General features: G+C 49.2%; 14 protein-coding genes. 9 read left to right on the top strand and 5 right to left on the bottom strand.

Annotated elements, in window-relative coordinates; all coding sequences use genetic code 11:
• Both LUQ50_RS05750 and glnA read right to left on the bottom strand, forming a co-directional pair.
• Positions 1-241, bottom strand: a 241-nt coding sequence (locus LUQ50_RS05750) for a hypothetical protein (protein ID WP_300037524.1), incomplete at its 3' end; no start/stop codon positions are given.
• A gap of 114 nt (positions 242-355) precedes the next feature.
• Positions 356-1,687, bottom strand: a complete 1,332-nt coding sequence (gene glnA / locus LUQ50_RS05745) for a type I glutamate--ammonia ligase (RefSeq protein WP_300037521.1) — start codon at positions 1,685-1,687, stop codon at positions 356-358.
• A gap of 364 nt (positions 1,688-2,051) precedes the next feature.
• On the opposite strand from glnA, the gene LUQ50_RS05740 reads away from it, so the two are divergent.
• The 6 genes from LUQ50_RS05740 to uppS all read left to right on the top strand — a co-directional run bounded on the left by LUQ50_RS05740 (position 2,052) and on the right by uppS (position 8,266).
• The gene (locus tag LUQ50_RS05740) at positions 2,052-3,104 is read left to right on the top strand and encodes a glutamine amidotransferase family protein (protein WP_300037518.1); all 1,053 of its coding nucleotides are present in this window, start codon (positions 2,052-2,054) and stop codon (positions 3,102-3,104) included.
• On the top strand, positions 3,101-4,612 hold the full coding sequence (locus LUQ50_RS05735) for a glutamate synthase-related protein (protein WP_300037515.1): 1,512 nt from the start codon (positions 3,101-3,103) through the stop codon (positions 4,610-4,612). The genes LUQ50_RS05740 and LUQ50_RS05735 overlap by 4 nt, the downstream gene beginning before the upstream one ends.
• 1 nt (position 4,613) lies before the next feature.
• On the top strand, positions 4,614-5,360 hold the full coding sequence (locus LUQ50_RS05730; protein ID WP_300037513.1) for a hypothetical protein: 747 nt from the start codon (positions 4,614-4,616) through the stop codon (positions 5,358-5,360).
• A gap of 3 nt (positions 5,361-5,363) precedes the next feature.
• Entirely contained in the window at positions 5,364-6,380 is a 1,017-nt protein-coding gene (locus LUQ50_RS05725) for a Coenzyme F420 hydrogenase/dehydrogenase, beta subunit C-terminal domain (RefSeq protein ID WP_300037510.1), read from the top strand.
• Positions 6,381-6,479: 99 nt separating this feature from the next.
• Positions 6,480-7,493 (top strand): 4Fe-4S cluster-binding domain-containing protein, encoded by a 1,014-nt coding sequence (locus LUQ50_RS05720; protein WP_300037507.1) that lies wholly within the window; start codon positions 6,480-6,482, stop codon positions 7,491-7,493.
• Positions 7,490-8,266, top strand: coding sequence for a polyprenyl diphosphate synthase (uppS, locus tag LUQ50_RS05715; protein WP_300037504.1), 777 nt, complete (start codon positions 7,490-7,492; stop codon positions 8,264-8,266). Before LUQ50_RS05720 ends, uppS begins: the two co-directional genes overlap by 4 nt.
• A gap of 48 nt (positions 8,267-8,314) precedes the next feature.
• Here uppS and LUQ50_RS05710 read toward each other — a convergent pair whose 3' ends face one another.
• Positions 8,315-8,941, bottom strand: coding sequence for an undecaprenyl diphosphate synthase family protein (locus LUQ50_RS05710; protein ID WP_300037501.1), 627 nt, complete (start codon positions 8,939-8,941; stop codon positions 8,315-8,317).
• Positions 8,942-9,151: 210 nt separating this feature from the next.
• On the opposite strand from LUQ50_RS05710, the gene LUQ50_RS05705 reads away from it, so the two are divergent.
• From LUQ50_RS05705 to LUQ50_RS05695, 3 genes are read left to right on the top strand one after another with little or no spacing between them, the layout of a single operon-like run.
• Positions 9,152-9,862: a hypothetical protein gene (locus tag LUQ50_RS05705; RefSeq protein ID WP_300037498.1), complete on the top strand. Its 711-nt coding sequence runs from the start codon at positions 9,152-9,154 to the stop codon at positions 9,860-9,862.
• A gap of 22 nt (positions 9,863-9,884) precedes the next feature.
• On the top strand, positions 9,885-10,634 hold the full coding sequence (gene dph5 / locus LUQ50_RS05700) for a diphthine synthase (RefSeq protein WP_300037495.1): 750 nt from the start codon (positions 9,885-9,887) through the stop codon (positions 10,632-10,634).
• A gap of 3 nt (positions 10,635-10,637) precedes the next feature.
• Positions 10,638-11,225 carry a DUF357 domain-containing protein gene (locus LUQ50_RS05695; protein WP_300037492.1) on the top strand — a complete coding sequence of 196 codons (588 nt, stop codon included), beginning with the start codon at positions 10,638-10,640 and terminating at the stop codon, positions 11,223-11,225.
• Here the strand turns inward: LUQ50_RS05695 and hisE are convergent, their stop codons facing one another.
• On the bottom strand, positions 11,226-11,522 hold the full coding sequence (hisE, locus tag LUQ50_RS05690; RefSeq protein WP_300037489.1) for a phosphoribosyl-ATP diphosphatase: 297 nt from the start codon (positions 11,520-11,522) through the stop codon (positions 11,226-11,228). It lies immediately after the preceding gene.
• A partial coding sequence (locus LUQ50_RS05685; RefSeq protein ID WP_300037486.1) for a KH domain-containing protein occupies positions 11,519-11,773 on the bottom strand: 255 nt, incomplete at its 5' end. The genes hisE and LUQ50_RS05685, both read right to left, overlap by 4 nt.

The following is an 11,773-nucleotide window of genomic DNA, read 5'->3' as shown; positions in this document are numbered from 1 at the left end:
TTCTTAACTCTATGGAATCCATGTTCTGAATAAACACCCGGCTGTCATCCTGCATCGATCCTGAAGGAGTAGTATGAAGCACTGAGGTCACCTGGATCAGCGGCGGAGCAAGTTGATCCTCATTATCAAAGAGATGCAGCATCCCCGAGAGCAGGGACCACAGAAGAACAAACACAATAATAAGGAGGGTAACCATCAGAAAAGTGGCGATGGTAGGGGACACCCCCGCCTCCTTTCTCATACTAATTTTGACAACACGGAGGACTATGAAGGTATCGAAACGATCTTAAAAAACGGCATGATGATTTTCTCATCAGGCCTGACTTATGAAAATGCAGAGCATTTTCATGACAAATTAGAAATTATGGAGATACCGCTCAATTTCCCAGTTGTGAACAGTGAGTCGGTAATCATCAGTCTCGGCAACTGCAATGTTGGTCAGGTTCTCGACGACATGCTTCCCGAGTGCGTCACAGATAACCTTATCCTTGAGCAGTTCGTCATTTGCCTCTTTGAGTGAGCCGGGGAGCATCTCGATCCCACGCTTCTGGCGTTCTTCATCAGAGAGGTGATAGATGTTGACATCAGTGGATGTCGGTGGCATGATCTTATTCTTGATACCATCAAGACCTGCTGCAATCATTGCCGCGAACAGGAGATATGGGTTACAGGTCGGGTCAGGACTGCGGAGCTCTGCACGAGTACTGTTTCCACGGGCTGCCGGAACACGGATCATGGCTGACCGGTTGGCTGCACTCCAGGTGATGTATACTGGTGCCTCATATCCGGGGACCAGGCGTTTGTAGGAGTTGATGGTCGGATTTCCAAGACGCGTGATTGCCTTGGCGTGCTTCATCAGACCGCCGATATAATATAATGCAGTTTCAGAGAGCTGCTTGTCTGCCTTTGCATCAAAGAAGGTGTTCTTTCCATCCTTGCTCAATGAACCGTGACAGTGCATACCAGTTCCATTAATCCGGCCAATTGGCTTGGCCATAAAGGTAATATGCATGTCATTCAGGAGAGCAAGGGTTTTGGCTGCAAACTTAAAGGTGATAACCTTGTCTGCAACAGAGAGGGCATCACCATACTTGAAGTCAATCTCATGCTGGGAGTCTGCAACCTCGTGGTGTGATGCTTCGATCTCAAAGCCCATATCGGTCAGCGCAAGGACAATCTCTCTGCGGAGATCTTCTGCCTTGTCGCTTGGTGCAAGGTCAAAGTATCCTCCGTGATCTACGAACTTGGTAGTGGGGTTACCTTCTTCATCACGCTGGAAGACAAAGAACTCAAGTTCAGGACCGGTATTAAAGGTATAGCCGAGTTTGGCTGCCTCATCCAGGTTCTTCCTGAGTACATACCGCGGGTCGCCTTCGAACGGCTTATCACCGTAGGTGTATACATCACAGATGAAACGGGCAACCTTCTTGTCAGCAGGTCTCCAGGGGAGGATTGCATAAGTACTGACATCAGGCTTGAGGATCATATCTGACTCATCAATCCGGGTGAATCCTTCGATTGAAGATCCATCGATCCAGATCCCTTCAGTCAGTGCCTTCTCAAGCTGTATTACAGGTATTGCCACATTCTTAGGAATACCCAGAATATCGGTGAACTGAAGCCGGATAAATTTCACATTATCGGCTTTTACCCGGGCGAGCATTTCGCTGACCTTTGCATCAGACATTGAAACAAGCTTCTACCTTGCAATATAAAAAAATATCCTAAAAATAAGGGCTGACCTATCTGTCAGTTCCTGCAGGATCGAGGGTCGCCTGATCAGAACCTGCTAAAACACAAATATCTGATACAGAACTTTTTGTGATCACACCCACAATACACCATTTATCCGGTTGGATCCAGTCTGGGTCAGAGTGGGATTAGTACTCATTGACGGTTTTCAACTATTGTATGAATTTTCGAGGAGAGTTGTGTTAATATGATCGAGCAACGTATAAATGGGGTTACAACAAAAAAGCTTCCACCCGGGAAATTATATCCGGCCAGGTTTATGACAATGTCGTTACCGGCTTTTTGGTGTATGTGATGATATGTGTGGAATAATAGGCGTGATTGATAAGACTCGCGAAATGATGGACGGGTCTGCAATCAGAGAAGCCCTTGCAATAATGGATGAACGGGGCAGCGGCGAGGGCGCGGGATATGTTGCATACGGAGTGTATCCTGATTATGCAGATCTCTATGCAATACATGTTTTTTATGACAATATAATCGAACCAAAAACCAAAGTTGAGGAACTCCTTGAAACATGGGGAATGATCGAGCATGACGAAGAGATTCCCACGTACGAATCAGGGAGGATGAGGAAGGTCCATATCCCCTGGAGATATTTCTTCAGACCGAACCGGAAACTGATGGCCCAGAGTCATACTCCTGAAGATGATATCGTCACCAAGATTGTGATGACGGTCAATACCTCCATTCCAGGTGCTCTTATCTTCTCATCCGGACAGAACATCGGAGTGTTCAAGGCATCAGGATGGCCGGAAGAGGTTGCTGACTTCTACCGTGTCGAAGATTATGAAGGGTACCTCTGGATGGCACACAACCGGTACCCGACCAATACCTCAGGATGGTGGGGAGGTGCTCACCCGTTCAACCTTCTGAACTGGAGCGTCGTCCATAACGGAGAGATCACCTCATACGGAACCAACCGGAGATATATCGAGAGTTTCGGATACAGTTGCACCATGTATACCGATACCGAAGTTGTGGCATATTTGATGGACCTGCTGGCACGCAGGCATAACCTGAGCCCTGAACATACGGTACGGGCACTTGCACCACCGTTCTGGGAAGAGATCGAACGGATGGAACCATCAGAACAGCAACTTAATACTGCAATCCGCCTCACCTACGGACAGGCGATGATGAACGGCCCGTTTGCAATCGCTGTTGCCTCACATGATTTACTGGTAGGATTCTCAGATCGGATCAAACTTCGTCCCCTCGTAGTCGGAGAACACGATCAGCGCCTCTATATATCCAGCGAAGAGGCGGCAATCCGCACCATGGAGCCATCAGTCAAAAAGATCTCAATGCCCCGGGCAGGACAGCCGATAGTTGGGAGGGTTGTTGCATGATCATCGGGTCACGACCATTAAAGTTTCAGGTGATGGTCGATCATGACCAGTGCATGCTCTGTGGCAGATGCGTTGAAAACTGTTCATACGGCGTGTACCGGATGGAGGACGGAAAAATCAGGGTTAATTCACGTAACTGTGTAGCCTGTCACCGTTGCCTCTCCCAATGTCCTCGTGATGCAATCATGATCGCAGAACGGCCCTGTGATTACCGGAACCATCCGGTCTGGACTGACCAGGTACGGGAAAATATCTTTAAACAGGCAGAATCAGGGAAGATTCTCCTCGGCGGGATGGGAAATACCGGAGATTACCCGATCATCTTTGACCGGCTAGTCCTGGATGCCTGTCAGGTTACGAACCCGAGTATCGACCCACTCCGTGAACCGATGGAACTGCGTACCTTCATCGGAAAGAAGCCACGCCAGCTCGAACTGAAATATGGACCCGGTAATGACGTAGAACTGAAGACAAAACTCGTAAAAAATCTCCAACTCGAGACACCGATCATGATCGGGCATATGAGTTACGGAGCGATCTCACTCAATGCCCAGATGGCAATGGCAAAAGCCGTGTCAGAGTCAGGGACATTCATGGGGACTGGAGAGGGTGGACTCCATGAGGCCCTCTACCCGTACCAGAACCATATGATCGTGCAGGTTGCATCAGGCAGGTTCGGAGTTGATGTGAACTACCTTGACCGGGGAGCAGCCATTGAGATCAAGATCGGCCAGGGAGCAAAGCCCGGTATCGGGGGGCATCTTCCTGGTGAAAAGGTCTGTGCCGATGTATCCTGCACCCGCATGATTCCGGAGGGAAGTGACGCTATCAGCCCGGCTCCCCACCACGACATATACTCGATTGAAGACCTGAAACAACTGGTCCGAGGCCTGAAAGAGGCAACCGAGTGGAAAAAACCGGTGTTTGTCAAGATAGCCGCAGTTCATAACGTCGCAGCTATTGCAGCCGGTATTGCCAGGTCTGGTGCCGATGCAGTAGTTGTTGACGGATTCAGGGGAGGAACAGGAGCAGCTCCGGCTGTTTTCAGGGATCATGTGGGTATTCCGATCGAAGCAGCCATCGCAGCGGTCGACACCAAGCTCCGTCAGCAGGGAATCCGCAATGAGGTCTCTATCATCGCATCAGGTGGAATAAGACAGAGTGCAGATCTGACCAAAGCCATCTGCCTTGGTGCTGATGCGGTTTATATCGGGACCGCTGCCCTGGTAGCAATGGGATGCAGGGTCTGCGGAACCTGTTACCGTAACCTCTGTACCTGGGGTATTGCAACCCAGCGTCCTGACCTCGTTGCACGGCTGAACCCTGATGAAGCAGCGGTAAACGTGAGCAATCTCATTCATGCCTGGACCCTTGAACTCGCTGAATTGATGGGAGCAGCCGGTATCAACAGTATCGAGTCCCTGCGTGGAAACCGCGACCGGCTTAGAGGATATATGCTTGACGAGACCATGCTCGATGTCCTTGATGTTAATGCAGTGGGGGCCTGAAATGCCTGCCGTTGAGATCGATGCACAGGGGATGCATTACACCCCGCTGAATCGGCAGATCAGAGAAGCGGTAACCAACGGTGCTACCGAGATTGTGCTGAAAAACATCATGGGGCAACGGTTCATTGGTGACGGGCTGACGGGGACTGCCACGATCACCGTTGAAGGAGTTCCGGGCGGTGATCTCGGTATGTTCATGAAAGGGCCGACGATCATCGTGCACGGAAATGCAGACCATGCTCCCGGAAACACGATGGACGAAGGGCTTATCGTTATTTATGGCAGCAGCGGCGACGCTACTGCCCATAGTATGCGGGGCGGAAAAGTCTATGTCAGAGATGACATCGGATACCGCGGTGGCATCCACATGAAACAGTATGTGAATAAAAAACCGGTCCTCGTGGTCGGTGGAGAAGCACATGCGTTTCTGGGCGAATACATGGCAGGAGGCCTGATCATATTGCTCAGGCTGAACCAGAATACCAACATGCCGTTTGCTGAGATGGGACTTGCCAGCGGGATACATGGTGGCGAGATCTTTGTCAGAGGGACAGTAGAGGACTGGACACTCGGTATCGGGAGTGCTGCACGGGAAGCAACTCCTGAAGACCTTGCCTCCATCAAACCATATATTTCAGAGTTCTGTGAGCAGTTTGGGTTTGATCCTGCCGTGATCATGGCATCCTCCTTTACCCGTATTGCTCCGGTGAGTGCCCGACCTTTTGCTAATAAATACACGTGGGAGTGAGTTATGGCAGAAAAAAAGAGTTATAAGGATCTGAACACGGCCGTATGGGAAGCAGGTACCTGTAGTGGTTGCGGAGCCTGTGTTGCAGTGTGTCCTGCAGATGCATTATATTTCATCGATGAACCAGGAATCTCACATCCCACTTCATCCGGGTACTGCAAGATGGCTACCGATTTAGTCCCCTGTGGGGCCTGTTATGATGCCTGCCCACGAACCAGGGAACAGAAGCGGGAGACACTTGGATCGTATCATCGACTGCTCCGTGCCCAGTCGATCGTAACCGTCCCCCACCAGCAAAGCGGTGGTGCGGTCACGGCAATCTTAACAGCAGCCATGCAGGAAGGATTAATCGATGGTGTTGTTACCCTTACTGAAGATCGCTGGACGCACCGGCCCCGGTCAATCCTGATTACCAGCGGGGGAGAGTTGGTCGAACATGCCGGTTCACGATACAACTGGTCGGTACCGGTGCTTCGATCACTCAAGACCGCCATCGTGGATAAGAAACTCACTCACATCGCTATCGTGGGCACTCCTTGTGTGGTTCAGGGAGCCCGGGCGATGAAGGATTCCAAAAATGACCTGCTCATCCCGTTCGGAAGATCAATCCGCCTGATCATCGGGCTCTTTTGTACCGAAAGTTTTGATTATCATGTCCTGATGGAAGACATTCTGAAACGCTCAGGATTAGCCCCTCAGCAGATTGAAAAGATGGATGTGAAAGGAAAACTGGACCTGACTCTCACCGACGGGACAACCAGCACCCTCTCACTTGATGAGGTCGCAAAAGCGGTCAGACAGGGATGCCATACTTGCGGTGACTTCTCTGCCCTCGATGCAGATATCGCAGCAGGTTCGGTTGGAACTCCAGCCGGATATACCACCCTGATTGTCAGAACCACCGATGGAGATGGGTTTGTAGACAATGCAGTAAAGGCAGGGGTATTGTCGGTAACGACAGAAGTTGAGACCGGGATCATTGAAAAACTGGCAGCAGCAAAACAGAAGCGGCTGGATTAATATCACTCTTTTTCCGGATGGCTGGACATTACCCTCAACAAACAGAAATATATAGAACTATTGAGAGATAGTATGAGAATACTCAATATCTGATAGCCAATGGACGATAGCAGTTCTGAAGATATCCCTCCTCACAGTCGGCTCAGTGCCGGATGCAAACTCTGTTTTGAGGGGGCCAAGTTGGTCCTTTTTGTTACCGGGCTCTGCGAGCGATCATGCTGGTACTGCCCGTTATCTGCCCAGCGCAAAAATAAGGATGTCACGTTTGCCAATGAGCATGTCGTCTCATCACCTGAAGAGATGCTTGCAATTGCACATAAGATGTCAGCGCTTGGTACCGGCATAACCGGTGGTGAACCTTTCAAGGCCACGAACCGGCTGGTGACGTATGCAAAAGCACTGAAAGATGAATTTGGCCCAGGTCATCAGATTCATCTCTACTCTGGAGTTGCTCCGACCCGGGCAGAATTAATGCAGATTCAGGGGCTGGTTGATGAGGTTAGGCTGCATCCGCCGCATGAAGTATGGGGCTCTATTGCCGGTAGTTCGTTTCATGATTCCATCCGTACAGCCCGTGAACTCGGATTTGATATCGGTATCGAAGTTCCTTCCCTGCCAGGAATAGAGGCATTCCTTGCTATCATTGATGATCTCGACTTTCTGAACATCAATGAACTCGAATGGGGGGAATCAAATGCAGCAGCGATGAGGGAACGGGGGCATGAACTCAGAGGAGATGTCTCCAACGCAGTGCAGGGGGGGAAAGAGGCTGTTTCCTCCATCCTCTCCCACCCGAAAGTTCACTGGTGTTCATCTGATTTCAAGGACCGGGTCCAGCTCAGGATGCGTCTGAAGCGTATCGCTGCAAACACGGCACGTGAGTTCGATGAGATCACACCGGACGGAACCGTGGTGTACGGAGTCTGGGAATGTGATGATCCCCGGTCATTTGTGCCTGATGACCTGGATGGAGATCTCTATACCCGGTATGATGACCGGATTGAGATGGCATGGTGGATTCTCGACTCCATCGGAGATGATATGCCTGGAAAGAAGTACGTGATAGAACGATATCCAGATAACGGGCTTGTGGTTGAGGTGACCCCGCTATGATCCGCTCACTTATTGAACCATTCTATGAGTACTTCATTACCAGACAATGTCAGCATATTCCAACTCATATCGCGATTATCCAGGATGGGAACCGGAGATTTGCACGCAAGAAAGGCCTGGCAACCTCGTATGGTCATCGGGTTGGTGCTGACCGGACCGAAGAGGTTCTTGAGTGGGCACAGGAACTCGGCATCAGATACATCACCCTGTACATCTTCTCAACCGAGAACTTTAACCGGACTGATAATGAGGTTTCTGACCTTTTTGACCTCTTCAAAGAGAAACTGACCCATATCATCGATGATGAACGGATTCATAAATACGGGATCAGAATCCAGATGATCGGTGACCGTGAACTGCTTCCCGACGATCTTCGCGAAGCAGTAGAACGGGCAGAGGCAGCAACTGCCCATTATGATAATTTTTACCTGAATATGGCACTTGCATACGGGGGCCGTAATGAGATTCTGCAGGCCACGCGGAATATTCTCACCGATGTTCAGGATCAGAAGATCAAAACAAGTGATATTTCAGAAGAACTTCTTGAAGAATACCTGTATGGGAAAAATATTACCATCCCCCCCGTAGACCTGATCATCAGAACTGGTAACGAATGCAGGACCTCGAACTTTCTGCCCTGGCTTGCAAACGGGCATGAGTCAGCAGTATACTTCTGTGCACCATACTGGCCACTATTTCGAAAACTCGATATGCTCAGGGCAGTCAGGGTTTATTCACAGCGAAAGGAAACTGCAAGTCAGGCAGAAGCGTAACTTTTTTCGAAACGGTATATCAGGTGCCTGACTCTCCGTCCCTGATCTTCAGGCTCCAAATCTCCGAACCCGTGATTGATAATCACGAAATGCCCGGATCAGATCAACTTTTCTGAGTTCCTTCCAGTTCAGATCAAGGAAGAACAACTCCGAATATACCGACTGCCAGATCAGAAAATCAACCAGGTGGGAACCTCCGGTCTTGATGACAAAATCTGGAGTATGTTGGAAGATAAGGTAACGCTCAAGTTTATGCTCATCCACCTCATCGGGGTTCGTTGAATCATTGGCCATCTGCTTGATTGCATCGATGATCTCTGCTCTGCCGGATTTTCCCACTGCCACCGCGATAGGGATCCCGGTACCCAGGTCCTCTGTGGTGTTCCCAACATGCAGAATCAAATGTGCCCGGTTTGCAAGAGCACGGATCGTTTCTAAATAAGGAAGAGAGGAGGTAGTATCTTTGGTACTGATATGTATCGTGATACTGATAATACCAGATTCATTCCCATACCTCCTGATAACTTCAGAAGATATTGCCAGACTCCAGTCCACTACCTGGTGGATCTTTTCAGGATCTGACTGCATCTCTTCATCAGAGATCATAAAACATAGATACCGGGGAATACGCTCCAGGTTTCGCGCGATCCACCATTCATAAAACCTGTAAAGCATGTGTGTATTCTCCGATTATTCAGATATTTCAGCACTATTCAGAGTTGATTTGAAGACAGAACGCATCAGTTCCATCAAAAACCAGATCTCAGTTCAGCCCTATTAGTTTTTTTCATGGAGTATAAAAGAATTCGATCCTTCTGGTTACATGACAGAATGATGGGATATAAAGAAGTTAATATAATTACAGGTAGACTGTTATCCAGATCGATGTACAAATACCAGACCGGTATCGATATCATTGACCAGCGAGCCGGGGGTCTTAACCCGGGTACCAATATTCTCATCCTCGCACCAGCATTTTGTAACGGTGAGCAGGTTGCCACCTATCTTGCGAAACCCCGGAGCGGTGAGTATATGATAGTCTTGACTACCGAGAGTCAGGCTACTGATATGCTTGATTTTTTTAAAGGTAACAAATTTGATACCAATTATATCGGGATCATCGACGCGATTACCAGAAGTTCTTCGGGTTCTTCAGCTCAGGACAGTCAGAAAGTCAAATATGTGGGAAGTCCAAACGATCTTACCGGGATGGATATCAGATTCTCCCAGCTCACTGAAGAGATCATGAAAGGAGAATTTACCCAGGATCCCAACCAGCTCTTTCCAACTCCCATCAGGTACTGTATTCTTTCACTCACCTCTATGCTGATGTTCAGGAAGGTGGATGTCATCTACCAGTTTCTCCATATCATCACCTCAAAACTAAAAAAGATGGGATCGATAGGGGTATTTCTCATCAACAGTGAAACCTTTGATCCGAAAACAGTCGCCATTGTCAAACAACTGATGAATATGGTGGTAGAGATCCGCAATGATGATACGGGTACCTCCATGCGGATTCAGGGTTCAATGGGTTTAACCATGAACTGGCGCCAGTTTCAAATAGATGAGGGTTCCCTCGTTTTCAGTTCCTGAATACTCTTCTGTAGTGATAACTATGTTGACATTTGTAGGTCTTGGCCTCTACGATCTTGATGATATATCAGTGAAAGGAGTACAGGCGATTGCTGCTGCTGATACGGTCTATCTTGAATCATACACCTCCCGGCTTATGGGGACCACCCCGGCAGCGATGGAAGAGCGGTATGGAAAACCGGTTCAGATCCTGAAACGAGAAGATGTAGAGCAACATCCTGAACCCATCCTTGCACAGGCAGTGAATGGAGATGTGGTCTTCCTGACCGGAGGGGATCCCATGGTCTCCACCACCCATGCTGATATCAGAATCAGGGCTGCCGAGCAGAGCATTCCCACCCGTATTATTCATGGTGCCTCTATTGCGAGTGCGGTAAGCGGACTTTCAGGACTACAGAACTACCGGTTTGGTAAGTCCTGTTCTGTCCCGTATCCGGCAAAAAACTGGTTTCCCCGGACACCGTTTGAGACGATACGGATGAATCTGGCCGCTGATCTGCACACGATCGTATTCCTGGACATTCAGGAGAACCGGTATATGCAGGTTCGCGAAGCAGTTGAGATCCTACAACAACTCTCTGATGAAGAAGGAGTGGCGATTCCTTTGTATGTAGGAATCGCCAGGGCAGGTTCATCTGCACCGGTGGTTATCGCTGGCAATGCAGAAAAAATGTTACAGGCTGATTTCGGACCTCCATTGCATATCCTGGTAGTTCCTGCCGGTCTTCACCCGGTTGAGGAAGAGTATCTCAGGATATTTGCAGATCTCTAGATCATGATTCCAGAAGAAGAACTGGAACAGTATCGAACAGATCTCACCCGTGCATATTCGGAAAGCAGCGTATGGAATCCGAAAGAGACCCCGCTCGGGGTTGTCACTACCGAGATCAGGGAGATGATCTCCTCCTATCTTACCGATGCACTGGTCTTTTACCAGCGTGAGGACCAGGTAAACGAGTATGCCTCTCTCGCATATGCACACGGATGGCTTGATGCAGCATTATTTCTCGGATTCATTGATGGATCATCACCTCCACTCCTGCTCCCGGATGCCGGCATCATCCCGTGCGATCAGCATGACCGGCTCATGGAAAAACGTGGGCGATATAACCAGATGCTTGGTGAAGCCCTCGATTCAATAGAACTGGCACCCGAATCGGGATCACCCCTTTATGTTGCAGCGATAAAAATCAGGGAAAAAGCGGAAAGGGCCATGATTGGTATCAGTCAGGATGCAGGATATGTCCAGGAACTGGGCCGCCTCAGTTATGGATACGGGTGGCTTGATGCAGGCCTTAGGGCGGGATTATTCCGGATCTTAGCGAATCCGCACCTCTTTACGACCGAGACAAAAATAGAATAGTCAGGGTTTGCGACGCGAGGTAAGTTCGGCATATACCGCTGAGGGTTCAACACCTGCAGCCTTGAGTGCAAGCAACGTATGATAAAAGAGATCCGCTGCTTCACTCGCGATGGCACCGGGTTCTTTGTTCTTTACCGCGAGAATAAACTCAGTAGATTCTTCTCCCACCTTTTCAAGTGCTTTATCCACACCTTTGCGATGCGTGAGAATATGAGTGGTATACGACCCTTCTACCGGATGGATAGCCCGGTCCTGAATAATATCCCAGAGTTCTTCAAGAATTACCGAGCCGGTCATGATTCCTCTCCTTCCGGAAAGACCTCACCGACCTCCATTCCAAAGAATCTCCTGACTAGGGCCCGGGCCTTTTCAATCGTACATCCACCTTTTCCGATTGCAATCCCGACTTCACTACGGGTCGCGACAAAGGTGTTGATCTTATTGGTTTCAGTGTCTATCTGGATTCTAAGAATCTTAGCGGGTTTGAAGATATTTGCCAGAAAATCTTCTAATTTTTCGGCTGATTCAACCATCTCAACTTTTCGGCC

The organism is Methanospirillum sp., from assembly GCF_028679455.1.
In the GTDB taxonomy this organism is placed as follows: domain Archaea; phylum Halobacteriota; class Methanomicrobia; order Methanomicrobiales; family Methanospirillaceae; genus Methanospirillum.
The sequence above is the reverse complement of the archived record's forward strand: the minus strand, read 5'-3'. Positions and strand labels throughout refer to the sequence as shown.